This is a genomic window from Croceicoccus mobilis (assembly GCF_001661965.1).
In the GTDB taxonomy this organism is placed as follows: Bacteria; Pseudomonadota; Alphaproteobacteria; order Sphingomonadales; family Sphingomonadaceae; genus Croceicoccus; species Croceicoccus mobilis.
On the sequence record NZ_LYWZ01000020.1, the window covers coordinates 199,397 to 226,095 of the forward strand.

The 26,699-nt window shown below is 64.0% G+C and carries 24 protein-coding genes, 1 tRNA gene and 1 pseudogene; 17 read left to right on the forward strand and 9 right to left on the reverse strand.

Features of this window, described 5'->3' with window-relative positions; all coding sequences use genetic code 11:
* Window positions 1–10: 10 nt before the first annotated feature.
* From A9D13_RS06145 to A9D13_RS06180, 8 genes are all read left to right on the forward strand, one after another.
* Window positions 11–856 (forward strand): tetratricopeptide repeat protein, encoded by an 846-nt coding sequence (locus tag A9D13_RS06145; RefSeq protein WP_066771525.1) that lies wholly within the window; start codon window positions 11–13, stop codon window positions 854–856.
* Between the two features lie 236 nt (window positions 857–1,092).
* On the forward strand, window positions 1,093–1,599 hold the full coding sequence (locus A9D13_RS06150) for a type III secretion system chaperone family protein (protein WP_066771527.1): 507 nt from the start codon (window positions 1,093–1,095) through the stop codon (window positions 1,597–1,599).
* Between the two features lie 204 nt (window positions 1,600–1,803).
* Window positions 1,804–2,556, forward strand: a complete 753-nt coding sequence (locus tag A9D13_RS06155) for a Bax inhibitor-1/YccA family protein (RefSeq protein ID WP_066771530.1) — start codon at window positions 1,804–1,806, stop codon at window positions 2,554–2,556.
* Window positions 2,557–2,797: 241 nt separating this feature from the next.
* Window positions 2,798–3,631, forward strand: a complete 834-nt coding sequence (locus A9D13_RS06160; protein WP_066771535.1) for a hypothetical protein — start codon at window positions 2,798–2,800, stop codon at window positions 3,629–3,631.
* 134 nt (window positions 3,632–3,765) lie between these two features.
* Window positions 3,766–3,841: transfer RNA gene (locus A9D13_RS06165), tRNA-Ala, on the forward strand.
* Between the two features lie 143 nt (window positions 3,842–3,984).
* Window positions 3,985–5,064: a GTPase ObgE gene (gene obgE / locus A9D13_RS06170; RefSeq protein ID WP_066771540.1), complete on the forward strand. Its 1,080-nt coding sequence runs from the start codon at window positions 3,985–3,987 to the stop codon at window positions 5,062–5,064.
* Between the two features lie 75 nt (window positions 5,065–5,139).
* On the forward strand, window positions 5,140–6,303 hold the full coding sequence (proB, locus tag A9D13_RS06175) for a glutamate 5-kinase (protein ID WP_373288752.1): 1,164 nt from the start codon (window positions 5,140–5,142) through the stop codon (window positions 6,301–6,303).
* A gap of 10 nt (window positions 6,304–6,313) precedes the next feature.
* Window positions 6,314–7,219, forward strand: a complete 906-nt coding sequence (locus tag A9D13_RS06180) for an NAD-dependent epimerase/dehydratase family protein (protein WP_066771543.1) — start codon at window positions 6,314–6,316, stop codon at window positions 7,217–7,219.
* 3 nt (window positions 7,220–7,222) lie between these two features.
* Here the strand turns inward: A9D13_RS06180 and A9D13_RS06185 are convergent, their stop codons facing one another.
* The 8 genes from A9D13_RS06185 to A9D13_RS06220 form a co-directional block, all read right to left on the reverse strand.
* Window positions 7,223–8,026: a phosphoadenylyl-sulfate reductase gene (locus A9D13_RS06185; RefSeq protein ID WP_066771854.1), complete on the reverse strand. Its 804-nt coding sequence runs from the start codon at window positions 8,024–8,026 to the stop codon at window positions 7,223–7,225.
* Entirely contained in the window at window positions 8,019–8,471 is a 453-nt protein-coding gene (locus A9D13_RS06190; protein ID WP_066771546.1) for a DUF934 domain-containing protein, read from the reverse strand. Before A9D13_RS06190 ends, A9D13_RS06185 begins: the two co-directional genes overlap by 8 nt.
* A complete protein-coding gene (locus A9D13_RS06195) occupies window positions 8,464–10,098 on the reverse strand; it encodes a nitrite/sulfite reductase (protein ID WP_066771548.1) in 1,635 nt (544 codons plus the stop codon). Before A9D13_RS06195 ends, A9D13_RS06190 begins: the two co-directional genes overlap by 8 nt.
* Window position 10,099: 1 nt before the next feature.
* Window positions 10,100–10,396 carry a DUF2849 domain-containing protein gene (locus tag A9D13_RS06200; RefSeq protein WP_066771551.1) on the reverse strand — a complete coding sequence of 99 codons (297 nt, stop codon included), beginning with the start codon at window positions 10,394–10,396 and terminating at the stop codon, window positions 10,100–10,102.
* Window positions 10,393–11,163 (reverse strand): uroporphyrinogen-III C-methyltransferase, encoded by a 771-nt coding sequence (gene cobA / locus A9D13_RS06205; protein WP_066771554.1) that lies wholly within the window; start codon window positions 11,161–11,163, stop codon window positions 10,393–10,395. Before cobA ends, A9D13_RS06200 begins: the two co-directional genes overlap by 4 nt.
* A 148-nt stretch (window positions 11,164–11,311) precedes the next feature.
* Window positions 11,312–12,451: a mechanosensitive ion channel family protein gene (locus A9D13_RS06210; protein ID WP_082922161.1), complete on the reverse strand. Its 1,140-nt coding sequence runs from the start codon at window positions 12,449–12,451 to the stop codon at window positions 11,312–11,314.
* A 2-nt stretch (window positions 12,452–12,453) separates the two neighbouring features.
* Window positions 12,454–13,710 (reverse strand): cystathionine beta-lyase, encoded by a 1,257-nt coding sequence (gene metC, locus A9D13_RS06215; RefSeq protein WP_066771556.1) that lies wholly within the window; start codon window positions 13,708–13,710, stop codon window positions 12,454–12,456.
* Entirely contained in the window at window positions 13,703–14,563 is an 861-nt protein-coding gene (locus A9D13_RS06220; RefSeq protein WP_066771559.1) for a sulfurtransferase, read from the reverse strand. The genes metC and A9D13_RS06220 overlap by 8 nt, the downstream gene beginning before the upstream one ends.
* 87 nt (window positions 14,564–14,650) lie before the next feature.
* Between A9D13_RS06220 and queF the strand changes: the two genes are divergently transcribed.
* The 5 genes and pseudogenes from queF to A9D13_RS06245 all read left to right on the forward strand — a co-directional run bounded on the left by queF (window position 14,651) and on the right by A9D13_RS06245 (window position 20,475).
* Entirely contained in the window at window positions 14,651–15,109 is a 459-nt protein-coding gene (gene queF / locus A9D13_RS06225; RefSeq protein ID WP_066771563.1) for a preQ(1) synthase, read from the forward strand.
* A 216-nt stretch (window positions 15,110–15,325) separates the two neighbouring features.
* On the forward strand, window positions 15,326–18,058 hold the full coding sequence (locus A9D13_RS06230; protein WP_082922163.1) for a hypothetical protein: 2,733 nt from the start codon (window positions 15,326–15,328) through the stop codon (window positions 18,056–18,058).
* Between the two features lie 125 nt (window positions 18,059–18,183).
* Window positions 18,184–18,536 (forward strand): annotated as a pseudogene (locus A9D13_RS06235) (Kae1-like domain-containing protein).
* Between the two features lie 24 nt (window positions 18,537–18,560).
* Window positions 18,561–19,862 (forward strand): DUF3422 domain-containing protein, encoded by a 1,302-nt coding sequence (locus tag A9D13_RS06240; protein ID WP_082922164.1) that lies wholly within the window; start codon window positions 18,561–18,563, stop codon window positions 19,860–19,862.
* Window positions 19,863–19,998: 136 nt separating this feature from the next.
* Window positions 19,999–20,475: a hypothetical protein gene (locus A9D13_RS06245; RefSeq protein ID WP_066771587.1), complete on the forward strand. Its 477-nt coding sequence runs from the start codon at window positions 19,999–20,001 to the stop codon at window positions 20,473–20,475.
* Here the strand turns inward: A9D13_RS06245 and A9D13_RS06250 are convergent.
* Entirely contained in the window at window positions 20,451–20,789 is a 339-nt protein-coding gene (locus tag A9D13_RS06250; RefSeq protein ID WP_066771590.1) for a hypothetical protein, read from the reverse strand. The genes A9D13_RS06245 and A9D13_RS06250 overlap by 25 nt on opposite strands.
* A 210-nt stretch (window positions 20,790–20,999) precedes the next feature.
* Between A9D13_RS06250 and adh the strand changes: the two genes are divergently transcribed.
* The 4 genes from adh to A9D13_RS06270 all read left to right on the forward strand — a co-directional run bounded on the left by adh (window position 21,000) and on the right by A9D13_RS06270 (window position 26,686).
* Window positions 21,000–22,520 carry an aldehyde dehydrogenase gene (adh, locus tag A9D13_RS06255; protein ID WP_066771593.1) on the forward strand — a complete coding sequence of 507 codons (1,521 nt, stop codon included), beginning with the start codon at window positions 21,000–21,002 and terminating at the stop codon, window positions 22,518–22,520.
* 194 nt (window positions 22,521–22,714) lie between these two features.
* Window positions 22,715–23,146, forward strand: coding sequence for a DUF779 domain-containing protein (locus tag A9D13_RS06260; protein WP_229665393.1), 432 nt, complete (start codon window positions 22,715–22,717; stop codon window positions 23,144–23,146).
* A gap of 133 nt (window positions 23,147–23,279) precedes the next feature.
* Complete coding sequence (locus tag A9D13_RS06265) at window positions 23,280–24,434, forward strand: FIST N-terminal domain-containing protein (RefSeq protein ID WP_066771596.1); 1,155 nt, start codon at window positions 23,280–23,282, stop codon at window positions 24,432–24,434.
* A complete protein-coding gene (locus A9D13_RS06270) occupies window positions 24,434–26,686 on the forward strand; it encodes a hybrid sensor histidine kinase/response regulator (protein ID WP_082922165.1) in 2,253 nt (750 codons plus the stop codon). Before A9D13_RS06265 ends, A9D13_RS06270 begins: the two co-directional genes overlap by 1 nt.
* The last annotated feature ends 13 nt before the right edge of the window (window positions 26,687–26,699 follow it).

The following is a 26,699-nucleotide window of genomic DNA, read 5'->3' on the forward strand; positions in this document are numbered from 1 at the left end:
GGTGAAAGACATGGGGGCGGCGAGGGTTCTCGCCGCCCCTGTTTTTGCGTGTGCGCTGCTGGTCGCTTTTGCTGGCGGCGTGGCATCCGCGCCGGTCGCCCATGCGCAGGGGCGCAGCATCCAGGTCTACAACCCTGACGCGCAGCGCCGTCAGCTCGACGACGCGACCGCGCGCGTCCTCAAAAACCCGTCGGACATGGATGCCCTGCGCGACGGGGCCGAGGCGGCGGCACGTCTGGGCGAATTCGAGCAGGCGCTGGGTTTCCTGAACCGGGCCGAGGTGCTGGCACCCAGCGATCCGCAGATCCGGGCGGCGCGCGCCTCCATCCTCGTCAATCTCGGCAAGCCGCGCCTTGCGCTGCCGCTGTTTGAAGAAGCGGAGCGCATGGGCGGCGATCCGGAGGATTTCGCGATCGACCGGGGGCTGGCGCACGATCTTCTTGGCGATCAGCCCAGCGCGCAATATTTCTATGCCATCGCCAATCGCATCGACCCGTCTGACGAGGTCACGCGCCGCTATGCCTTCAGCCTTGCCGTCGCAGGCGAAAGGGAAGCGGCGGAGGCGATGCTGAAGCCGCTGCTGCTCGAAGACGATCCTGCGGCATGGCGGATGAAGGCGTTCATGCTGGCGGTTGCAGGGCGGCCTTCGGAAGCGGTGGCGATGCTATATGCCGTTCTGCCGCGCGGGCTGGCGGGCAATCTGGCGCCCTATATCCGCATGGTGCCGCGCCTCACGCCCGGGCAGCAAATCGCGGCGGCGCATCTTGGCATATTCCCGGCAGAGGGCGGCGACGACCCGTCGAGCGGGCTGGTGCCGGGCGGCGCGCCGTTCGGAACGGCATCTGCGGGGCAATAGGGCTGGGCAATCGGGCAGGACGGGTAGGTGGGCCGGGCCCGCCCGTGTTGCAGTCATGCCGCACCTTTGGGGGTGCAACATTTCCTTATCCACATGGTCTGAACAACCCATATCGCGTTATCCGCCACGGCGATAGATTAACCCATTGTAAAGCCGCTGGCGAAAGTTGCACCAAGGCCATGGACAAGCCGCGGTGCCTGATCATGGGGGTCTGCCGCGGTCGGTAAAGGACGGATATGACGAGCGAAACCCACGCCGAATCCCGCCACGACGACGCGGCACCGGTCGATATGCTGATCGCGCTCTTCGAAGCGCGTGGCTGGCCTTATGAAGTCATCGGCGAAGACGAGATCGGCGGCGAAGTGCAGGGTGCCTGGGCAAAGTACCAGCTGCGCGCGATCTGGCGGCGCGAGGATAACGTGCTCCAGCTCCTCTGCCTGCCCGAAGTCAAGGTGGCCGACGACAAGCGCGTCGCCATGTTCGAATTGATGAGCCTTGTGAACGAGCAGCTGTGGCTTGGCCATTTCGACCTGTGGTCGGCGGGTTCGGTCCTGCTCTATCGCCATGGGTTGATGCTGGGCGATGACGGGCTGCTGTCGATCAGCCAGGCGCAGATGGCGGTGGAACATGCGGTCGAGGAATGCGACCGGTTTTATCCCGCCTTCCAGTTCGTGCTGTGGGGCGGAAGAACGCCTGCCGAAGCACTGGCGGGCGCGCTCGTCGATGCGGCGGGTGAGGCCTGAAACGGCTCCTGTTTTGCCGGCAGGCATCCAATAGTTTCACGATTGGTACATCAGCGCGGTGTTAAGGGTCTGAATTATCGGGCCGGACGGTCTTTGTAACAAACCGTTGCTCATACCGGTTTTGCTTGAAATCGGGCCTTCAGGCTCCGATATTGTACCCAACGCCCCCGATTGGAGGGGCGCCTAGAGGAGTTTTACAAAGCTATGGCAAACTGGAACGATCCCCAGCCAACGCGGCGGGACCCGCGCGCCGGCTTCGGTGCGTCCATGGGCCAGGGCGCAAGCGTGCCGCGCACCGGCTATGACGCCGGGCTGCGCAAATACATGCTTTCGATCTATAACTACATGGCATCGGCCGTGCTGCTGTCGGGCGTTGTCGCGCTGGTCATGGCCAGCACCGGCATGACGGTCGCGATGATGGGCTCGCCGCTGGTGTGGCTGGTCATGCTCTCGCCGATCGTTGTCGTTATCGCGATGAGCTTCGGTGCGAACCGTTTCTCCACCGGCACTCTCCAGATGCTGTTCTGGGGCTTTGCGGTGCTGATGGGGATGAGCCTGTCGACGATCTTCCTTGTCTACACCGGCGGGTCGATCGCGGCGACCTTCTTCGCCACCGCAGGCGCTTTCGCCGGCCTGTCGCTTTTCGGCTACACGACCAAGAAGGACCTGTCGGGTTTCGGCAGCTTCCTGATCATGGGCGTCATCGGCCTGCTCATCGCGTCGGTCATCAACATCTTCGTGCAGTCGACGGCCCTGATGTGGGCGGTCAGCTTCCTGGGCGTGCTGATCTTCGCCGGTCTCACTGCCTATGACACGCAGCGCCTGAAGATGCAGTACTACCAGCTGGCCGGAACCGAGTTCATGGGCAAGGCCGTGGTGCTGGGCGCGCTGTCGCTCTATCTCGACTTCATCAACATGTTCCAGTTCCTGCTCATGTTCATGGGCCAGAGGGACTGAGGTCAGGATTGATCTGAAGTCTGAAAACGTTCCGCGGCAAACACTGCGGTCGTCGTAAAAACGGAACGCCCGGTCGAAGCACTGCTTCGGCCGGGCTTTTCCTTGTGGACCATTCACATGCCCCGGATGCGAAGGGCGGGACGAGGCGGCATGATGCTCTTCAGCAAGGGGTAAGGCCGATATGCTATAAGGCACATATCGGCCCATGGCCCAACGATACGAAAGAACAGGACAAGCCCCCGTGTCACAGATCATCGCGTCTCGACGTAAGACCATCACCACCGCGCTGACCGTGGCGACTGCCGCGACGCTCGCATCCTGCGCGCCGCCGCCGCCGCCCGCGCCTCCTCCGCCGCCGCCGCCGGTTGAGCAGGAAGCGTTCCGCGCGCGGCCGATCGCGCCGGGCTATGCGCAGGATACGCTGGTCGTGCCGGGCAAGAACGAGCTGGGCATCCGCCAGACGGTCAACGCTGATCTGACCCCCTCGCAGATGGTGTGGAACCTGCGCTCTGCCTATAATGTCGCGGCGCTGAACTGCCATGGCCCTGAAAACGCGGTGCTGGCCGAACGTTACGGCGATTTCCTCAAGACCCATGCCAAGGAGCTGGCGACCGCCAATCGCAAGGTCGACAGCGAATTCCGCGAGGAATACGGACGCGGCGAGTACAAGAGCGTGCGCGATGCCTATGTGACGCAGGTCTACAACTACTTCGCCCTGCCGCCCGCGCTGTCGCGGTTCTGCCCCGCTGCGCGAGAGGTCAGCCTTGAACTTGCCGCCGTGCCCAAGGGTGAGCTTGGCACGGCCGCGATGACTGAATTGCCCAAGCTGGAGAACGTGTTCCTCGGCTATTTCGACGATTACGAAGCCTATCGGCAGGAAGCGGCGATCTGGGATGCGGATTACCTTGCCACCTATGGCAAGCCCTATCAGCATCGTTACATGATCCCGAAACCGATCGACCCCAATGCGCCGCTGGCCCCTGCTGCCGATGCATCGGGCGTGACGGCAGAGGCGGACGCTTCCGGCCCCGGCGTTTCGCAGGCGGTGGTGCAGCCGCTGAACAGCACGCAATAAGCGCCCTTAGCGGCGGATTACGGGCAATCGCGGCGAATGGCGCGCGCAAATAGGCTTTGACCATGCGCGCGCCATTCGCTAATCGCCCGCTCGCACCGGCGTCGGGCATCGTGCCGATCCGGTCGGAATGGAACGGGGCCGTAGCTCAGTTGGGAGAGCGCGTCGTTCGCAATGACGAGGTCAGGGGTTCGATTCCCCTCGGCTCCACCATCCATTCGTTTTCCGCCAGATCCAACGGCACAGCGGGCAGCGGCGCATTCGGCGCCTTGCTTGAGCGTTTCGCCATTATCGGATAGCGCGGGCCCATTGTTGTGGCGCCATCGGCTGCCACCCAGCCAAGCGAGCGCTTTTCGATGCATTTTCTGGACCAGGCCAAGATCTATATCCGCTCCGGCGCGGGCGGGCCGGGCGCTGTCAGCTTCCGGCGTGAGAAATATATTCAGTATGGCGGCCCCGACGGCGGCAATGGCGGCGCTGGCGGCGATGTCATTTTCGAGGCGGTGGAGGGGCTCAATACCCTGATCGACTTCCGCTACACGCAGCACTTCAAGGCGCCGCGTGGCGGCCATGGCATGGGCAAGGATCGCACCGGCGCATCCGCCTCGCCGCTGGTGATCGAGGTGCCTGTCGGCACGCAGATCCTGTCGGAAGACAAGGAAGAGGTGATCGCCGATTTCACCGAGGTCGGCCAGCGCATCACACTTTTGGAAGGCGGGATGGGCGGTCGCGGCAACGCCAGCTACAAGACCAGCACCAATCGCGCCCCGCGTCAGCACCAGGCGGGCGAACCTGCGCAGGAGATGTGGGTCTGGCTGCGGTTGAAGCTGCTGGCCGATGTCGGTCTGGTGGGGCTTCCCAATGCGGGCAAGTCGACCTTCATCAACCAGGTATCCAATACGCGCGCCAAGGTCGGCGAATATGCATTTACCACGCTGGTCCCGAAACTGGGCGTCGTGCGTCACAAGGGCCGCGAATTCGTGCTGGCCGATATTCCCGGCCTGATCGAGGGCGCGGCAGAAGGCGCCGGCATCGGCGATCGCTTCCTCGGCCATATCGAACGTTGCCGCGTGCTGATCCATCTGATCGACATTTCGGGCACGGGTCCGGGGCAGGACCCGGCAGAGGCGCTGCGGATCGTCGAGGAAGAGCTTGTCGCCTATGGCGCAGAGCTTGAGGACAAACCCCGCCTTGTCGTGCTGAACAAGCTCGACCTTGCCGATGAGGAACTGGCCGAAGGCTTTGCCGAAGAGCTGCGCGCAGCAGGTGCGGAAAAAGTGTTCAAGGTGTCGGGCGCGACCGGGCAGGGGGTCGAGGAACTGCTCGATGCCGTCCTTGCCTATCTGCCCGCCGCGACCAGCACCGAAACCAAGGGCGTGGAGCGCGAGGACGAAGACACGCAGGAAGGCGAGGAAAGTCGCTGGTCGCCGATCTGATTTATGCCCGACTGGGGGCTCGTATCCCAAAATCCCCCCTTTCAAAGCGCGCGATCACTTCCTAACTCCTTGGCCATGAACACGCCGGACCACATGATCGCCCATCTGACCGACCTGCAATCGCCCGAGGCCTGCAAGCGCCTCGTGATCAAGGTCGGCTCCGCCCTGCTTGTCGGGAAGGACGGACAGCCCAACCGCAAATGGCTGACGGGCCTTGCCAATGAAATCGCGCAGGCCAAGGCGCGCGGGCAGGACGTGATCATCGTGTCATCGGGCGCGATCGCGCTGGGCGCGGCGATCCTGGGCTTTGAAAAGGGCGGGCGCGGCAGCCTTGCCGACGCGCAGGCCAGCGCCGCCGTCGGGCAGATCGCATTGTCGAGCCTGTGGGCCGAACTTCTCGGCAATCACGAGCTGACTGCCGCGCAGGTGCTGATTACGCTGGAGGATCTGGAAGGTCGCCGCCGCTATCTCAACGCATCGGCCACCCTGAACCGCCTGCTGGAAGCGGGCGCGATCCCGGTGGTGAATGAAAACGATACCGTCGCCACCCACGAAATCCGTTTCGGCGACAATGACCGGCTGGCCTCGCGCGTGGCGCAGGCGTCAAAGGCGCAGGCCGTCATCCTGCTGTCCGATATCGACGGTCTTTATGACAAGCATCCGTCGGAGCCGGGCGCATCGCGCATTCCCATGGTCTGGGGCGTGGATGACGAGGTGCGCGCCATGGCCACCGGCGACAGCGATTCCGGTATCGGTTCGGGCGGCATGCGTACCAAGGTGAACGCAGTCGAGATCGCCGAACGCGCAGGCATCGCCCTGGTGATCGCCAACGGCAAATATGATGCCCCCATCGCGCGGGCCATCGGCCTCCATGGTGATGACGGCATCGGCACGCTTTTCCTGCCGCGCCGCCACGATACGGGCCGCAAGGCATGGATCGGCGGACGCCTGCGGATGAAGGGCACCATCGTCATCGACGAGGGCGCAGTCGCCGCGCTGCGCGATGGCAATAGCCTGCTGGCCAAGGGCGTCACCCGCGTCGAGGGCCGCTTTACCCGCGGCGATCCGGTGCGGATCGAGGGGCCTGATGGCGAATGGCTGGCCAAGGGGCTGATCGAATATGACGCGCCCGAATGCGTGGCGCTGGTAGGCCTGCACACCGATGAGCAGGAAGAAGTGCTGGGCTATGCCCCGCGCAGCGCGGTCGTGCACCGTGACAGCCTGGTCATGCTGCGGTGAGGTTCGCCCCATGAGGTTGGCCCTGACCGGGGCAACCGGCTTCGTCGGCTCGACGCTGATGGATCTGGCGCTTGCCGAGGGGCATGAGTTGAAGGCCCTGACCCGGCGCGATCAGCCGTCACGCGCTAATGTCGAATGGGTACGCGGCGATCTGTCCGCGCATGACGCGCTGGCTGAATTGGCCAGTGGCTGCGATGCCGTCGTCCATGTCGCGGGCGTGGTCAACGCGCCCGACCGCGCCGGGTTCGAGGCGGGCAATATCGCGGGCACGCAGGCGATGGTCGCTGCCGCCCGAAAGACGAATGTGCCGCGTTTCGTCCATGTCTCCTCGCTTGCCGCGCGTGAACCGCAACTGTCCGATTACGGCTGGTCCAAGGCTGGCGCCGAAGAGGCCGCCAGAGAGGCCGAGGGCTGGGTAGCTGTGCGACCGCCAGCGATCTATGGCCCCCGCGATACCGAGATGTTCGAGATTTTCCGCGCCGCAAAGGCCGGCATCGTGCCGCTGCCGCCAAGGGGGCGGGCATCGCTTATCCACGCGCAGGATCTGGCGCGCCTGCTGCTGACCTTGGCGGTCGCCGCCGATGCGCCGCGGGGCGTGGTCTATGAGGCGGACGACAATCGCCTCAACGGCTGGAGCCATGCCGAAATGGCGCGGCTGATCGGCGATGCGGTGGGGCGGAAAGTCTATCCGCTGCATATGCCCAAATCGGTTCTGGAGCTGGCTGCGAAGGGCGACCGGCTCATTCGTGGGGGCAAGGCCAAGCTGACGCCAGACCGCGTTAGTTACATGACGCATCCTGACTGGGTGTCACGCGCCGAAATGCGCCCGCCCGCCAGCCTGTGGCAGCCGCAGATCCCATCGCCCGAAGGCATGAAACAGACCGCCGACTGGTATCGCGCCGAAGGCTGGCTCTAGGCCTTAGAATACCGGTTCGTAATCCGGCGGCAGATCGCCATCGTCGCCAAGCCCCGGCACATTGTGAATGCCGCATTCGGTCTTGTCCCAACCGCGCCAGCGGCCCGAACGCGGGTCTTCGCCCTTTGCCACCTTGCTGGTGCAGGGCATGCAGCCGATCGAGGGATAGCCTTCGGCAACCAGCGGGTGGCGCGGCAGGTCATGCGCGTCCAGATGGTCCTGAAGCTCCTGCGCGCTCCAGCCGATCAACGGGTTCACTTTCAGCCGTCCGGCCGCATCGCTGTCGTCGATCTCGAAGATCGGCAGATCGGCGCGGGTCGAGGACTGGAACGCCTTGCGCCCGGTGATCGAGGCATCGAAATCGACCATGGCCTTTGCCAGCGGCGCGACCTTGCGGATTTCGCAGCAGCCGTCCGGGTCATAAGACCAGCGCAGGCCGCTCTCATCCTTGGCCGCCAATAAGTCGGCGTCGGGGCGGAGATTGACCAGGTTGGTCAGCCCCATCCGTTCGACCAGCGTATCGCGATAGGCCAGTGTTTCGGGAAAATGCTTGCCCGTTTCAAGAAAGAGCACCGGCACATCCGCATCAACCCCAGAGGCGAGGTGCAGCAGAACAGCGCTTTCCGCGCCAAAGCTGGAAACAAGCGCGATCCGGCTGTCCGAACCCAGCACGCCATCAACCAGAACGGCGCGCAGGATCTCTTCCGCGCTTGCATCCGCAAAGCGCGCATTAAGGGCTGCGGCATCCTCGTGCGTGAAACGCACGGAGGTGTCGATACGGTCGATGGCGCGCTTCGGTTCAGCCATCCGCTTCACCATGACGCAGGGCCCAGATCGGCACGCGGCCATCGCTGGTCTTCTGATAGACATTTTCCCAGCGCGTGAAGGCGGCCTCCACATCGGCCTCGTTCATTGGCACTTCGGGTTGGAAAGCGTCGAAACCGCAGCGGCGCATATAGCCGAGCTGGTCCACTGCCACATCGCCCACTGCTCGGACTTCGCCGGTATAGCCAGCCTCGCGCAGGATCTGCGCTGCGGAATAGCCGCGCCCGTCGGTAAAGCTGGGGAAGTTCACCTCCACCCGCGTCACATGATCCAGATGGGGCAGCAGCAGGCGCGCATCGTCGCCCGGCTCGATCCTGACCGCGCCCGCATTGGACTGGTCGGCAAAGCTGTCGACGGTCACGGCAGGGGCGTCCGAAGCCTCGTCATCACGCAGGCGAACGAGTTCGGTGAAACTTGCGTCAGTCATAAAGAGCCTCCTTGAACGGGGCCATGCCGATACGGCGATAGGTGTCGAGGAAGCGTTCCCCGTCGGTGCGCTGGGCGAGATAGACATCGGTCACGGTCTCGACCGCGCCGACGATGCCATCCTCGTCGAAACCGGGGCCGGTGATCTTGGCGAGCGAGGTGTCCTCCGCCTCCGATCCGCCGAGCAGCAGCTGATAGTTTTCGGTGCCCTTGCGGTCGACGCCCAGGATGCCGATGTGGCCCGCGTGGTGATGACCGCAGGCGTTAATGCAGCCGGAGATTTTCAGCTTCAGCTGGCCCAGTTCCGCACCCTTGCCATTGGCGGCAAAGCGCTCCGAAATCTTCTGCGCGACCGGGATCGAACGGGCGTTTGCAAGGCTGCAATAATCGAGGCCGGGGCACGCGATGATATCGTCGATCTGGTCGAGGTTCGGGGTCGACAGGCCAGCCGCATCGAGCTTTGCGAACAGCGCCGGCAGATCGGCGATCTTCACATGCGGCAGCACGATATTCTGCGTGTGCATCACGCGCAGTTCGTCAAAGCTGTATTCGGTGGCGAGATCGGCCATCAAATGGATCTGCTCGTCACTGGCATCGCCGGGGATACCGCCAACGGGCTTCAGCGAGATGACCGCGCTGACATAGCCGTCCGCCTTGTGCGGGTGCGTGTTGCGATCGACCCAGAGAGCGAAATCGGGATCGCTGCGATCCACTTCGGTCGAAAGCCCCGTCTCGAACGCGGGGTCGGCGAAATAGGTCTTGATCCGCTCAAGCTCGGCGAAGGGCGGCTCGACGCCCTGTTCCAGCATGTGGGCGTATTCGTCCTCGACCTGGCGCGTGTATTCGTCCTTGCCCAGCTCGTGGACGAGGATCTTGATGCGCGCCTTGTACTTGTTGTCGCGGCGGCCATAGCGGTTGTAAACGCGCAGGCACGCCTCGGCATAGGTGATCAGGCGGTCGAGGGGCACGAATTCATTGATGCAGGGCGCGATCATCGGGGTGCGGCCCATGCCGCCGCCGACATAGAAGGCAGCGCCGATTTCGCCTTCCGCATTCTTCACGATCTGGATGCCGATATCGTGCAGGCGCATGGCGGCACGGTCAGTGTCGCTGGCGATCACGGCGATCTTGAATTTGCGCGGCAGATAGCTGAATTCCGGGTGGAAGCTCGACCACTGGCGCATCAGCTCGGCATAGGGGCGCGGGTCGATCAGCTCGTCACGGGCGGCACCGGCGAAATGGTCCGAACTGATGTTGCGGATGCAATTGCCGCTGGTCTGGATGGCATGCATTTCGACCTTCGCCAGATCGGCGAGGAGGTCGGGTGCATCCTCCAGCTTGATCCAGTTGTACTGGATGTTCTGGCGCGTGGTGAAATGGCCATAGCCGCGGTCATATTTCGTCGCGATATCGGCCAGCGCATGCATCTGCGCACCGTTCAGCGTGCCATAGGGCACGGCGACGCGCAGCATATAAGCGTGCAGCTGCAAATAGAGGCCGTTCATCAGCCGCAGCGGACGGAACTTCTCCTCCGGCAGCTCGCCCGAAAGGCGGCGGCGGGTCTGGTCGCGGAATTCCTCGACGCGGGTGTCGACCATCTGCTGGTCCCAGGAATCATACTTGTACATATCAGATCACCCAGTTGCCGGCGGCGGGGTCGGCGGGTTTCAAAGTCAGGTCGGGTCGCACCGTGGGGCCAAGCGCGCGGACGCGCTCCTTGATATGGGCGGGGCGCACGCCGTTCTCGTCCTGCGTGGCGTCGATGGCATAGGGCACGTTGACGTTGCGCAGTGCTTCCTCGCGCTTCGCGATTTCGTCGGCCTTGTCGCCCACGTCGATGGCGTCATTGACGTGGAGCGACCAGTATTCGCCGGTCCACCACACGACCTGTCCGGTCTTGAGGTCGTTGCCTGTCAGGATCTTCATGAGTTTGCTTCCATGGCAATGCGGGCGAGCGCTGCATCTGGCTCGCGGGTGACTTCGCCGATCACGATCAGCGCCGGAGAGCGCACTGCGTTTTCGGCCACGATATCGGGAAGACCGGCGAGTACGCCGCGCAATACGCGCATGCCGGGGAGCGAGGCGCGCTCGATCACCGCGACGGCGGCGTCGGGGGCAAGCCCGTCTTCCATGAGTTTTTCCGAGATCTGCGCGGCGGTGGCGACGCCCATGTAGATGACCAGCGTCCGGCCCACGCCTGCAAGGCCGGACCAGTCCTGTTCGGACAGTCCCTTGCACTGGCCCGCGACGAAGCTGACGATGCTGGCATGGTCGCGGTGAGTCAGCGGGATCTGGCTGAGCGAGGCGGCGGCCTGCGCCGCGGAAATGCCGGGCACGAATTCGACCGGTACGCCAGCGGCATGGCAGGCATCGGCCTCTTCGCCGCCGCGCCCGAAGATCAGCGGATCGCCGCCCTTCAGCCGCACGACATCGTTTCCGGCCAGCGCTTCGGCCACCAGCAGGGCGCAGATGTCCTCCTGCCGCATGGTGTGGCGCGAACGGCTTTTCGCCACGCTGATCAGCCGCGCATCGGGACGGGCCATCGCCATGATTTCCGGGCCGACCAGACCGTCATGCACGATCACGCCAGCGCCTTCGATCAGGCGGGCTGCGCGCAGGGTAAGAAGGTCCGGATCGCCCGGACCTGCGCCGACGAGGAACACTCGTCCGATAGGGGATTCGCCTTTGGCCATGGGTGGCAGATGCGCGCATGGACCGGGCGATGCCAGCCAGAATGGTTTACAGGGGGGCTAGATCAGCTTTCAACGCCATGATGGGCTGTTGTTATCATCTTGATTTGAAAAGATTACTCGTTACCCATGCCACTGGCGGGCGCAGGCCCTATTCGCCTGACTTGTTTTCCACCCGCTGGGCAATCGCTGCGACAAGCTGGTCGAATTTTTCATTCCCGCGCAGGTTGATGTCGCGCTGCGGGAAGGGGATTTCGATCCCGCGTTCCTGAAACAGGTCCCAAAGTTTCTTCAACACTTCAGATTTCACATTGCCGACACCGTTTTCCGGATCGCGGATCCAGCAATGGATCGTGAAATTGACCGAGCTGTCGCCATATTCATTGAGCCATACGGTCGGCGGCGGCAGTTCCAGCACGCGCTTGCAGCTCTTGGCAGCTTCCAGCATCAACTCCTCGGCCAGCTTGATGTCGCAGTTGTATGACACGCCGACCGTCACCTGCATGCGCACGTTGCGGCTGGAGTATGACCAGTTCTCGACCTGATTGGTCATCAGGTTCTCGTTCGGGATCAGATATTCCTTTTCATCGCGGGTCACGATGGACACCGCGCGAATGCCGATCCGGCGGATCTGGCCGAATGTCTGGTTGCCAGCGGCATCGGCAACCGCGATCACGTCGCCCGGCTTGATCGAGCGATCCATCAGCAGGATGATGCCGGAAATCAGATTGCCGAAGGTCTTTTGCAGGCCGAAACCGATGGCAAGGCCGAACGCGCCCGAAAACACGGCCAGCGCGGTCAGGTCGATCCCCAATATGTCGATCCCGACAAGGATCGCGATGGCCCAAACCGACAGCGTCAGCAGCTTTTCGGCCAGCAGGCTCTGCGTCGGTGACAGGCGGGTGAAACGTTTCAGCAGCGCATGGGCCAGCCGCACGCCAAGCCGACCAAACACATAGATGCCCACCAGCACCATCACGACCAGCAGCGCGGTCCACAGGGAGAACCGCGTATCGCCGACATTCAGGCCGATGGAATCGAGCTGGCTGATGATCTCGGCCAGCGTCAGGCTCTTTTGCCCGATTGCCTCGCTGATCTTCTCCACCCCTTCCAGCGGGGCGGCGTCGGTTGCGGCGGAGGCGACCGGGTCTGCGGCCTGCGTCACGCTTTCGGCAGCCTGCGAGACGCTATCGGCGGCTTGCGAGGCGCTATCGGCGGCGGCGGCTGTCTGCTGCGAGGCCGTTTCCTGCACCTCTGTCGTTGCTGCTGCCAATGCCGACCAGAAACCCATCGTCAAATTGCCCCCATCGCGGCCAAACCCTGCTTGAGATCGGCAATCAGATCGCCTGCATCCTCAAGCCCGATCGACAGACGTATCGCAAAACGATCGCTTTCGTCCAATCCGTCCCACGCGCCGCCTTCGCCATGGCTGGGCGGCCAGCTGCGGACAGAGCGGCAGGTGCCGGGATCGACAGGCAGCGCAAGGCTTTCGAAACCGCCCCAGCTATAGCCGATGCCGAACAATTGCAGCGCATCGATCAGCCGCGCGCGCGCATCGGCATCGCGGCCCTTCAGCACAAAGGAAAACAGACCGCACCCGCCGGTGAAATCGCGATTCCACATATCATGTCCCGGCGCGCCTTCCAGCATCGGGCAAAGCACGGCGGCGACTTCTTCGCGCGTGGACAGGAACTGCGCGATGGCAAGCGCGCTTTCGCTTTCCTGTTTCAGCCTGACGCGAAGGGTGCGCAGTCCGCGCAGCGCCAGCGCTGCATCGTCTGGCGATACGACTTGGCCCAATTGCTGCGCGGTGCGGCGAAGACGGCGATAGAGGCGTTCATTCGCGGTGACCGCGCCCATCATCAGGTCCGAATGTCCGCCGACATGTTTGGTCAGCGCGTTGATCGAACCGTCGCAGCCATGGGCCAAAGGCTGGAATCCGGTCGGCCCCGCCCATGTATTGTCGCACAGCACAAAGGCCCCGGCCTCCCTGGCGATGGCGGCAAGGGCGGGAACGTCGCAAACCTCGAATGTCAGGCTGCCCGGCGCTTCCAGCAGGACGGCTCCGATCTTGCCTTCCTGCGCGCACAGGGCGCGAAACCCATCGATATCCATGGGATCGAAGAATTCCGGCACCACGCCGAAATTCTTCATCAGCCCCGTGCCGATATTGCGCGAAGGGTCATAGGCATTGTCGGTGATCAGCAGCCTTTGCCCCGGTCGCATCACCGCCAGATAGGACCCGGTGATCGCCGCCACGCCAGAGGGGTAGAGCATGGCGCCGAAGGCCCCGTCCTCAAGGCTGGTCAGCGCCTCTGCCAGCGCCCATTGCGTCGGCGCGCCGCGGCGGCCGTAATAGAACCGGCCCTCGGCGTTATTGCCGACCTCCGCCTTCAGATCGGCGCAATTGTCATAGAGATGGGTGCTGGCCCGCCATACCGGCGGATTGACCGTGCCGCCGGGCAGGCCGGGCGCGCTGGTCCATTGCCGGCGGCGCCCTGCCGTGGCGAGGCGGGTGGCGATCTGCTTGTCGCTGGTATCCTCAGCCAAGGGATGCCGCTCCCGCAGGGCCGCTTTGCTTGGGCGTGTCGGGATCGCTGCCCCAATCCGACCAGCTGCCGTCGTAAAGCGACACATCGCGCTTCCCCAGCATCGCAAGGCCGAGCGAGAGCACGGCAGCAGTCACGCCCGATCCGCAGGAGGTGATGACCGGGCGGTGCAGGTCGACACCTGCGCCAATGAATTCGGCCTCGATCCCGGCGGCGTCCTTCATGGTGCCATCCGCTTCATATAGCAGCCCGATCGGCAGATTGCGCGCGCCGGGGATATGGCCCGATGCCATGCCGGGGCGCGGTTCCGGATCGGTGCCGCTGAACCGGCCCGCGCCGCGCGCATCGACCACCTGTTCATCGCTGCCGAGCGAGGCAAGCACCGCGCTCTTGTCGCGCAGCAGGCCGGGGTTCGGCGCCGCGATGAAATCGCCCGTCGTGGGCAAGGGGACGTCGCCGGTTTCGGGCCTGCTTTCCGCTTTCCATTTGGCAAGCCCGCCATCGAGGATGCGCACGTCCGTTGCGCCGAACAGGGTGAAGAGGAACCAGCCGCGCGCCGCGCTGTGCAGCGGGGAATCGTCATAAAGAACGACGCGGCTGTCATTGGAAACGCCCAAGGCGCGAACCCTTGCCTCGAATTGCTGCGCCGTCGGCACCGTATTGTCGAGCGCGCTGGCATCGTCGCAAAGCGTACCGAGATCGAGGAATGCGGCGCCGGGAATATGCCCTGCCTCATATTCCGCCCTTGCATCCCGGCCCGTGCCCGAGAGGTGATAGCTCGCGTCGAGGAGTATGACGTTGCCTGCTTCAAGGGAATCGGCAAGCTCTGCGGTCGAAATCAGCAATTTGTCCATGGTGTGAGTGCTAGCGCAGGCGCGGCCCCCGCGTCGAGAGGCGCAAGACATCTTGAGCGGATCGCGGCGTCGTGCCAATGGCGGGCCATGGCCGACGATCTCAATCCATTGCACCTCGGGCAATCCAGCGCCCTGCCTGCCTCGCCCGAAGAGGCCGTGCTCGACTATGTACCGAACCCGCGCGAGGGGTCGCTTTATCTCGTGCGCTTTGCAGCGCCCGAATTCACCTCGCTTTGTCCGGTGACCGGGCAGCCCGATTTCGCGCATATCGTCATCGATTACGCGCCGGGCGCATCCATCGTGGAATCGAAATCGCTGAAGCTGTTCCTCGGCGCGTTCCGCAATCACTGCGGTTTTCACGAGGATGTGACCGTGGGCATCGGCCAGCGGCTGATGGACGAGATGAAGCCGGTGTGGCTGCGCATCGGCGGGTACTGGTATCCGCGCGGCGGCATTCCCATCGATGTGTTCTGGCAATCGGGCGAAGCGCCCAAGGGGCTGTGGGTGCCCGATCAGGGCGTCGCTTCCTATCGCGGGCGCGGCTGACTCCCATCCATCGCCGATGTGTCTGAAATGGCACGTTTCCATGCTTTGCCACGGTTAATGCGGCGTGGAACCTGCGCTCAGTATTGACTTTAACCCCGTTTTCATCTGCCAAACGCCAAGTTGCGCCTGAATTCGGGGGCGATACGCGCAACAGGCCCATGGGATCGGGCCAGACCTTTCGGAAACAAGGTCACGCCTCCGCACAAGGGGTCGGACATGCGAAATCGGATGGTGAATTGCGCGCGGCTTGCGGCTGGTGGCGGCATGCTGGCGCTGGCCATGGGGCTGATGGCTCCGCAAAGCGCATGGGCCGACGAATGCCTGATCGACACCAATAATGACGGCAGCGCCACCGCCAATAGCGACGACACGGCAGGGGCGTGGTCGGCCAATCAGCCCGACCGGCTTGCCTGCGGCCTGTATGCGCAATCGGGCGGCAGCGGCGCGGTGGCGATCGGTATCTCGGTCAATGCTGCATCACCTTTTTCGGTGGCGCTGGGCTATCTGGCCAGCGCCTATCAGCAGGACGGCATCGCTATCGGCAATAGCGCGGATTCGACCGCGAAGCAGGGCATTGCGATCGGCGCATCGTCGCAGGTCGACAATAGCGGCGCGCTTGCGACCGGAACCGGCGGCGTTGCCATCGGCACGGGCGCCTATGCCGATAACGCAGGCGTCGCGATGGGCCGCAATGCGAGCGGCAATGGGGGTGTCGCAGTCGGCAATGCCAGTTCGGTAACCTCCACGACGGGCCTTGCACTGGGCGCGTCATCCTCGGCGACAAGCAATTCCACGGCGGCGGGCTATGGTGCGGTCGCGACCAGCCGGGCCGTCGCGGTCGGCACCGATGCACGGGCCAGCGCATCGGGTTCGGTCGCCATGGGCAGCTATGCCGCCAATGGCGCGACACAAGTCGCAGAGGCGAGCGCCACCAATGCCACCGCGATTGGCGCCAGCGCGCTTGCCACGGGCAATGGCTCGGTCGCACTGGGCGCCAATTCCGAAGCTGACGAGGCCGATATCGTCTCGGTCGGCAGCGACAGCCAGCAGCGGCGCATCGTGCAGGTCGCCGATGGCACGGGCGATCATGACGCGGTGAACCTTGGCCAGATGAACAGTGCGATCAGCACGGCGGTCGCGGGTATCGATACCGGCGCGCAGCCGTTCCTCGTGGTGAATTCGGCGCTTTCCGATTCGGTTGCCACAGGCAGTGAGGCAATCGCCATCGGCGGCAATGCCGAGGCCGCGGGCGATGGTTCCGTCGCGATCGGTTCCGCCGGGACCGAAGGGGTGGATGCGATCGCCATGGGCACCGATGCTTTTGCCGGTAACGCGAATGCCGTCGCCATCGGCGGCGATGCCAATGCCGAGGCGGATGGCGCGTTGGCGCTGGGCGCCGGGGCTGGCGTGAGCGCGACGAATGCCGTTGCGCTGGGGGCGGGGTCCAGCGCGACACGCGCCGATAGCGTATCGGTCGGCACGGCAGAGGCGATGCGCCAGATCGTCAATGTCGCGGCCGGGACCGAAGCGGGTGACGCAGTGAACCTTGGCCAGATGAACAGCGCGATCAGCACGGCGGTCGCGGGTATCGATACCCGCGCGCAGCCGTTCCTTTCCATCAGTTCGGGCGGCAGCGACGCCAGCGTCACCGGCAGCGAGGCCATCGCGCTCGGCGGGAACGCTTCGGCCTCTGCCGACAGGGCGGTCGCGCTGGGCAGCGGATCTGCGGCAACGCGGGCCGATACGGTCTCGATCGGGACGGCAGAGGCGATGCGCCAGCTCGTCAACCTTGCCGCGGGGAGCGAGGACAGCGATGCGGTGAACCTCGGCCAGATGAACGCGGCGATCGCGACGGCAGTGGCTGGGCTCGACACCGGCGGCGGGGCGGGCAGCTATCTTGCGGTCAACAGTGTCGGGACATTGCCCGACGCAGCCGGAGTGGAAGCCATCGCCGCCGGGGCGCAAAGCGCGGCGAGCGGTGAAGCTGCCATCGCGCTCGGGCTGCAGGCCGATGCACAGGGAAATCGCTCAATCGCCATCGGCGAACAGGCCGCAGTCGCGGCATCTTCGGATGGGGCGCTGGCGTTCGGCAATCTTTCGTCCAGTGCGGGGACTGGCTCTTCCGCCATCGGTTACAGCGCACAGGCGACAGGGCCGCGCAGCACCGCGATCGGGCTGCTTGCCCGCGCCAACGGATATGAGGGTGCCGCCGTCGGCGGGCTGGCAAAGGCAGCCGGTCGCAGTTCTGCCGCTGTGGGCATCCGCGCCAGTTCCAGTGGAACCTATGCCACCGCCGTCGGCGCCAGCTCGGTGGCAAGCGGGGGACGCTCCACCGCCGTGGGCGTGGCGGCTCAGTCGGCGGGCGAGGCATCGGCGGCGCTCGGCGCCTATGCCGATGCGAGTTATGCAAGCTCGACCGCCGTCGGCTATCGCGCCGCGACCAGCCGGGCAAACGAGGTCGCGCTGGGCGGTAGCGGTTCGTCGGTGCGCATCGGCGACATCGATGCATCCACGCAGGCGCAAAGCGGTCAGCTTTACGCCGTGACCGTGGATGACAGCGGCACGCTGGGCCGCGGAAGCGCGCTTGCCACCAGCCAGCAGGTCGCATCGCTGGGCGCATCGATGCAGGCGATCGCAGCGGTAGGGGATGAGCAGTTCGCCATGCTGGAGGGGCAGGTGGACGAGCTGTTCGATCTTGCCGCCATCGACCGGCGCGACATGCGACAGGCGATCGCTGCCAGCACCGCCATGGCCGATCCGCATTTCCCCAGCACGCCGGGGCGCACCAGCTATGCCAGTAATGTCGCTTATTTCCGGGGGCAGGTCGGCGTGTCGGCAGGCTTCATGCACCGCATCGCCAGCGACACGCCCTTCGCCATCACGGCGGGCGCAACCTATGGCGGCGGCAAGAACACGGCAGTCAAGGCGGGCGTCGCCGGCGAATTCTAGGGCGTTTCCACTAGCGTTTTCGATTGCACCGGGGGATGCGGACCTTCCGCCACTGGCAGCAGGCGGCGGGCGGCCCAGTGACCCGGCATCGTCCCGCAGGCCCCGATGCCGCCGTGATCGCGAAGATGGCGGCGAGCGGGCTCGACAGTCCGGAATGTTCGTCGGCAGGCCGCCTTTTCGACGCCGTGGCAGCGGCTATCCATGCGCGATCATCGGTGCGAATGCCCCGCGGCTCGCCTTCGCGCCGCTGCGGCTGGCGATGGGGCGGGACATGGCGGCGGGCGTCGATGCCGGGATCGTCGCGGCTCGCCTTCGCGCCGGGTTCGGCGATGCGCTGATGACTCTGCTCGATGCCTGCGATGCGCTGGCCGCGCACCGTCTCATACTATCGGGCGGGGTGATGCAGAACCGTATCCTGCGCCATGGACTACGCGAACGGCTTTGGGCGAAGTGTATCGAGCCGGCGCGGCTGATCTGACGGCGCAGCATGAGGGGACGGACCATGTTGAAGGAACACGAGCTGCGACAGACCATCGTGGCTGAAATGCATCTCAGGCGCTGGCCGGTGCTGGAGGGCGAATGCGCGATCTTCCAGATCCTGCGCCAGCTGGCAGATGATGAGCGCGATGCTGAACAGGCGGCGCTTCGCGACCTGCCTGCTGGCGGCGCGATCGAAGAGAGCCCCAATCCGCGCCATCTGCAGGGCACTTTGGCCGAAGGCGTCACTTTCAACTGGGAACGGCATAGCGAGGCCAGCGTCACCACCATCTATGTCTGGGGCAGGGCGCAGCCGGCGCTCGACCCGACGGTGGCGCCGCAGGTAAGGGCGGCGCTCGACTGGGCACTGGGACTGCCGGGCAGCGTGGTGCGCGCCACCCGCATCGCCATCGTGCCTGACGAGGAGCGAGCGCTGGCGCTGGTGCCGCATTATCACTTCGAACCGCTCGACCTCGTGTCCTGCCATATCGGACCGGAAGCGACGGATAATAATGGCCGCCAGCGCGGCCCTGCGCGAATCTGGTCGGATTTCCTCCTGCGCGAGGATGGCTTTGGCGCGCTGCTGATCGCGGCGAACTGGATGCATGGCGCCGATCTGTCACGCACGATCCAGCGGCTGCAGGAACTGGGCAATTACCGGAACATGGCGCTGCTGGGCTTTCCGGTGGCGCAGGCGGGATGGAAGGTGCTCGACCGTATCGAGACCGAACTTTCCCAGCTTGGCGAACGGGTTTCTCATCCCGAGCTGACCGATGACCGCCTGCTGGAGGAGGTGACCAGCCTGTCGATGCAGCTGATGACCGAGACGGCGGCGTCCGACTATCGCATGAGCGCAACCGAGGCCTATGCCACGCTGGTCGAAGAAAGGCTGGAGGATCTGTGTATCCGCCCGTGCGCCGGTTTCCAGTCGCTGGAGGATTTCACCCAGCGCCGGTTCCAGCCCGCGATCCGCACCTGCGCCGCGCATCGCCGTCGCTCGGCCCTGCTTGCTGACAGGACATCGCAGTTCATCTCGCTCTTTCGGTCGCGCGTCGAAACCCGGATCGAGAACCAGAACGGGCGGTTGTTGCATTCAATGGAACGCTCGATCGCGACCCAGCTGCGCATGCAGGAGCTGGTCGAAGGATTGTCGGTCGTGGCGTTGAGCTATTACGCGATCGGGCTTCTTGGCTATGTGCTGAAAGGCATTGAGAAATATGTCGAGGGCGTGCCCCACGCCCTCGTGCTGGCTGCGCTGGTGCCGGTGTGCGTCATCGCAATCTGGTATGCGATTCACGCGATGAAGCGGCGGGTGCTGGGGCATTAGCCTGCCCGGAGAGAGGTGATTAGGGGGATGCTAACAGCCACTTGCTAATAATCGCGGCGATGGACGGGGAAACGCATCTGCAAACGCCGGTTATGGGCACGGGCACGGGCACGGGCACGGGCAGGACGGCGGCGGCATGAAAAAGGCGCTTGGCTGCGGCTGTGCCGCGCTGGTGCTGGTCGTGCTGGGGGCGGCCGCTTTGATCTTTGCCTTGGCGCAGTCGGACGCGGGCCAATGGATGATGGGGCTGATCCTCGTCTATGGCGGCGCGATGCTGGCGGGTGCGTTGGCGCATGACGTGGTCACGGGAGAGGTTACCGATATCTATCGGTCCGACGTGCCAGGCTCTATCAATGCAGGCGCGATCGAATTCGCCTATGAAGACACGGACGGCATCCGGCACGTGGAAAAGCGGCGGGTGATGTATGACGCTTCCAAATTCCAGACGCTGAGGCCCGGCGACCCGATCGAAGTCTGGGTCTGCAAGAATGAGCGAGGTAAGGTCAAGCTGGTCGGCTATGGCACTTACGAGCCGGAGACTTGCGGTGCGCTGCCCGGCGGCCGAGGACAGAGCCAGGGTGCAGCGGATCAGGCGATGGACAATCCGCCGTAAATCATGGCGGAGCCGGAAGCCGTCAGCGACAAGCCCATCAGCACGCAGGTGAGGACGGCCAGCGGATTATGCGTATTGCCGCGTCCAGGCATTGCGGAAAAGAGGAAAGCGCCGCCCATGACCATCAGGAACACGCCGCCGCCCGCAAATGCCATGCCAGAGGTGATGCACTGCCCCGGCCTTACAAAGATATTCGCACAGCGATCGAATGCGAGCGCCTGATCCCACGCCATATAGGCGATAAACGGCAAGGCGCTGCCGAACACTGCCAGAAAGGCGAGCAGTGAGGCATTTCCGCTTTTCCCTTCGTCCATCGCCGCGCCTCCCTGCCTTTACGATCGCGTCGTGCCGCCGCGCCACCATTGCCATATCAAAGCAAGGTTAAGGCGCGGTTCTTCAGGCCTGTTCGAGGGAATGGTTCGCGAAAGGTTCCGCATTCGACCAAAGGTACAATAGCGGCGCCAACGCGCGCGGAGCATCCTCCCCTTCGAGTCAAAACATCCCGGCGAGAGGAGATCCTTAGGATGCTGGAACAGGCCATGAGCAAGTTCAGCGGGCAGTCGATGATCCGCGAAAAGTTCGACAACTTCATTGGGGGCAAGTGGGTCGCGCCTGTGCGCGGCGAATATTTCGATAATATCTCGCCCGTCACCGGCCAGCCGGTGTGCAAGGTCGCGCGCGGCACTGCGGAGGATATCGAACTGGCGCTTGATGCAGCCCATGCGGCGAAGGATGCGTGGGGGAAGACCAGCTCGACCGAACGGGCGAACATCCTCAACAAGATCGCCGACCGCATGGAAGCGAACCTCGACATGCTGGCGATGGTGGAGACCATCGACAACGGCAAGCCGATCCGCGAAACCACCGCGGCCGATCTGCCGCTGGGCGTCGATCACTTCCGCTATTTCGCTGGCTGCCTGCGCGCGCAGGAGGGCGGCATTTCCGAAATCGACCACGATACCGTGGCCTATCACTTCCACGAGCCGCTGGGCGTGGTGGGGCAGATCATTCCGTGGAACTTCCCGCTGCTGATGGCGGTGTGGAAGCTCGCTCCCGCTCTGGCGGCTGGCAACTGCGTCGTGCTGAAACCTGCCGAGCAGACCCCGATGTCGATCATGGTGCTGATGGAAGTCATCGGCGACCTGCTGCCCGAAGGCGTGCTGAACGTCGTCAACGGCTTTGGCGTCGAGGCTGGCAAGCCGCTCGCATCAAACCCGCGCATCGCCAAGATCGCCTTCACCGGGGAGACGACGACCGGCCGCCTCATCATGCAGTATGCTTCGGAAAACCTCATTCCCTGCACGCTGGAACTGGGCGGAAAGAGCCCGAACATCTTCTTTGCCGACGTGATGCGCGAAGAAGATGATTTCTTCGACAAGGCGCTCGAAGGCTTCGCCATGTTCGCGCTCAATCAGGGTGAGGTCTGCACCTGCCCGAGCCGCGCGCTGGTGCACGAATCGATCTATGACGCTTTCATGGAAAAGGCGATCAAGCGCGTCGAGGCGATCAAGCTGGGCAGCCCGCTCGATCCTGAAACCATGATCGGTGCGCAGGCTTCGAACGACCAGCTCGAAAAGATCCTGTCCTATATCGACATCGGCAAGAACGAAGGCGCCAAGGTGCTGACCGGCGGTTCGCGCCACATGCAGGACGGCGAGCTTTCGGAAGGCTATTACGTCAAGCCGACCGTTCTGGAAGGCCACAACAAGATGCGCGTGTTCCAGGAAGAAATCTTCGGCCCGGTCCTGTCGGTCACGAAGTTCTCCTCGGACGAGGAAGCGCTCTCGATCGCCAATGACACGCTTTATGGCCTTGGTGCCGGCGTGTGGAGCCGCGATGCCAACACCTGCTACCGCTTTGGCCGTGCCATCCAGGCGGGCCGCGTGTGGACCAACTGCTATCACGCCTATCCGGCCCATGCCGCGTTCGGCGGTTACAAGCAGTCGGGCATCGGCCGCGAAAACCATAAGATGATGCTGGAGCATTACCAGCAGACCAAGAACATGCTGGTCAGCTACAGCCCGAAAAAGCTGGGCTTCTTCTGATGCCACGGGGGGATCCGGCTGATCCCCGCCGTCCGTTCGATACTTTCCCCCACTCCGCTTGAGTATCGTGCGGACCTCTCCAGGCGGTGGACGATCCCAAGGATCGTCCACCGCTTCGGCGTTGAGGGAGAAGGAGCGGAAATACCCGCCCGCGAAATCCGTAATGGCGGGAACGACATTGGAGGGCTGATGCCATGACGACCGAAACAGCTGAAATGGCGGGTACGAATCTGCCGCCGCGCATTCTTGCCACTCCGGCCGCCGAAGAATGGATCGAAAAGCTGATCGAGAGGCACGGGCCGTTGATGTTCCACCAGTCCGGCGGCTGCTGCGATGGCAGCGCGCCCATGTGCTTTCCGCGCGGCGAATTCCGCGTCAGCGCACAGGATATCCTGCTGGGTCGGCTGATCGGCGACACGCCGGTATGGATCGGCAAGGCGCAATTCGAATATTGGCGGCACACGCAGGTTACCATCGACGTGGTGCCGGGCCGCGGGTCGGGAATGAGCCTTGAAGCGCCCGAAGGCATCCGCTTCATCGTCCGCAGCCGCGTGTTTACCGACGAGGAGAATGACGCGCTGGAAGCGGCGGGCGAACCGCCGCGCGGCGATACCGTCCAGGAATGAGGCGGGACAGGCAAATGTGCATGGCACTTTGGTCTCACAGGCGCTAGGATCGCAAGCCACGGATGAAGAGCGCCGCAAGAGCGCCGGTAACGTCCGGACAAATGGGAGAGAGACGCTGGGCCAGAACGTCACGATGGAAGATCTGCGCAGCACGGCCGGGGCCGGTGCAGGGCTTGTCGCCGTATCCACGCATGTCGGTGATCCCGCCGAAGCGGTGGCCGAAGTGCTCGATGCATGCGATGGGCGCGAGCTCGCGGGCGGTGTGCTGTTCTGTTCGGGTAAATATGATCGCAACGCGCTGGCCGACGCCTTCAGGCAGACCTTTGGCGACATGCCGCTGATCGGATGCACCAGCGCAGGTGAATTGACCAGCCGCGGCTACGACAGCGACAGCCTCGTCTTCATCGGTTTCCCGGCAGGGGATTTCGAGATGGCGACGCTGCGCTTTACCGATCTCGACAATTTCAATGCCCGCGATGCGCAGCAGACGATCCGCCAGCTGGTGGCGGAAACGCGCCGCGGGCATGAAAGCGAAGACATGCATCAGGTCGCGCTGTTCTTCGTCGACGGGCTTTCTCATCGTGAGGAACTGCTGACCATGACCGCGCAAGAGGCGCTGGGCGATGTGAAGCTGATCGGCGGGTCGAGCGGCGATGAAATGGCCTTCCACCAGACCGGCGTGCTGCATGAAGGCGCCTTTTACGAGGATGCCGCCGTGATCGCGGTATTGACCAGCAAGCGGCCCATGCATGTTTTCTGCGCCAGCCATTACCGGCCCGGAGAGGCGCGTATGGTCGTCACCGAGGCGGACCCCGAAACCCGTACCGTGTTCGAGATCAATGCCGCCCCGGCGGCCGAGGAATATTTGCGCCTGACGGGCATTCCCGCGACCACGATGGACGAGCATTTCTTTGCCGCTCATCCGCCGATGGTGCGCATCGGCGGCAATTACCACGTCCGCTCGATCCAGTCGGTGAACCCCGATGGCAGTCTTACCTTTTATTGCGCGATCGACACCGGGATCGTGCTGGCCATCGGCGACCCGGTGGACCGCATCGCCGGGATCAAGGAATTGTTGAACAAGGTGCGCGCCGAGGTGGGCGAGATCGATCACATCATCGGTTTCGACTGCGTGCTGAACCGGCTGGATGCCGAGGATCGCCAGCTCGCCCGCGAGGTGTCGCGCCTTTATGCCGATAATAAGGTGCTGGGCTTCAACACCTATGGCGAGCAGTTTCTTGCTGGCCACATGAACCAGACGTTTTCGGGGCTGGTGATCGGGCGCTGATGGCAAATAGGGCTGAATTGGGCGGGTTGGAGCTGGGCAGGCTCGAAGTCGAGGGCGAGGGAAAGGACCGCGACGAGGAACTGGCCGCGCTGCGCGAAAAAGTGCGCCGCCTCGAAAAGATCAATGCCGCGCTGATCGACCGGGTTGAAAGGTCGAGCGATATACAGGGCGGCGCCTATTCGATGTTCGAGACCGCGATATCACTCGAAGCCATGGTGCGCGACCGGACGCAGGCACTGGAAGAGGCGCTCTCACGTCTCAATGTCGTCAATTCTGAACTGCAGGCCGCGCACGCGGATGCCAATGCCGCCCGTTCGCGCCTGCGCGATGCGATCGAGTCCCTGTCTGACGGTTTCGCCCTGTTCGACGGTTCGGATCGCATGATCATGTGTAACAAGGCCTTCCTCGAAATCTGGCCCGATTTCGAACCCATGGCGCACAATGGCCCCGAATTCAGCGAGCTGGTATCCGCAGCCGCCGACAAGGGCCGCACTATGGGATCGCTGCTGGAGCGGGAACGCTGGGTGAGCGAGCGGGTCGACCGCCACCGCCGCGCCGATGGCGCGCATGTGCAGGCGTTGTCAGACGGACGCTGGATCCAGATCAACGAGATGCGCACGAGTGAGGGCGGGATCGTGGGCATCTATACCGACATTACCTCGGTCAAGGCCGAGGACGCGCGCGAACGGGCCCGCGAACTGGCCGAACGCAATCTTTCGCTTCAGGCGACGCTGGATACGCTTTCCGAAGGGGTGTGCCTGTTTGATGCGGGGCACCGGCTGCAGGCATGGAATGGCGTTCTGTTGCGCATGCTGGGGATCGGCCAGCAAGACGTGTCGCGCATCGCCACTCATGCCGCCCTTCGCGCATGGTGCGTCGAAAGCCGCAAGCTGGAGTGCGAGGCCGGGCTGACATGGCGCGACAGGGAAGGCAGCCGTGCCAGCAGCGAATGCATGATGGGCGGACGCCATTTCGTGATCCGCTCTGTCCCGCTGTCGAGTGGGGGCATGGTTTTCACCTTCGACGATGTGACGGACCGCGTGCGTTTCCAAAGGTCGCTGACGGAAACTGCCGAAACGCTGGAGCGCCGCGTTGCCGAACGCACGGCGGAACTGGTCCGCGTCAACCGCGAACTGATCGACGCCAAGAACGAGGCGGAGCAGGCGAACCGGTCGAAGACCAGCTTCATCGCAGCGGCCAGCCACGATCTGCTTCAGCCGCTGAATGCCGCGCGCCTATTCGTGTCCGCGCTGGAAGGGCGGCCCATGGCGTCGCGTTCGCGCAGTCTTGTCGACCAGACCTCTACCGCGCTGGATTCGGTGGAGGATCTGCTGGAGGCATTGTTCGAGATTTCCCGCCTCGACGCAGGCGCGATCCAGCCTGAAATATCGCGCTTTCCGCTCGACCATATATTGTCCGCGCTGCGCACCGAATTCACCCCGCTCGCCACACGGGCGCATTTGCGTTTCAGCGTGCCGGAAACGGGGCTTTGGGTGCAGTCCGATCCGCGCCTCTTGCGCCGGGTGCTGCAGAACTTCGTTTCCAATGCCATCCGCTATACCCAGCAAGGCTGCGTCACGGTCGAGCTGGAGCAGAAAGACAGCGAAGTCGTGGTCACCGTGCGCGATACCGGCCCGGGTATCGCCCCTGAAAACCGCGAACGCATATTCGAGGAGTTCCGCCGCCTTGGCAGCACTCAGGGCATTCCGGGCAAGGGGCTTGGGCTTGCCATCGTGCGCCGCGTGACGACGATGCTGGGGCACGAAATCTCGGTCGATACCGAAGTGGGCAAGGGGTCCGCATTTTCGATCACTCTGCCTTTCGTGGAGCCCGAGGCTGTGACCGAAGAGGAAGCGCAGAGCGTGCCCGAGGCGAAGGAGAAGGCTGGCGGGCTGGTGCTGGTCGTCGACAATGACGCCTCGATCCTGGCAGGGATGGAGGCGTTGCTGGAGAACTGGGGGCTGGAAGTCATCGCGGTCAGCGACCCTGCCGGCAAGGCGGCCACGCGCGCGCTTGAGCAGGGACCGGCCCTATTGATGGTGAACTATCACCTCGACAACGATCTGACCGGCGTGGAGGCGATTGCAGGGCTGCGCCAGCGTGCCGGCACTGCGATTCCGGCGCTGGTCATCACGGCCGATCGGGGCGAGGAGACCAAGGCGCTGCTGGCGGCAGAGGGTTTGCCCCTGCTCAACAAGCCGGTGAAGCCCGCGCAATTGCGCGCGCTGCTGCGTCAACTCGATATCTTGTAAAGGGGAAGGGCGC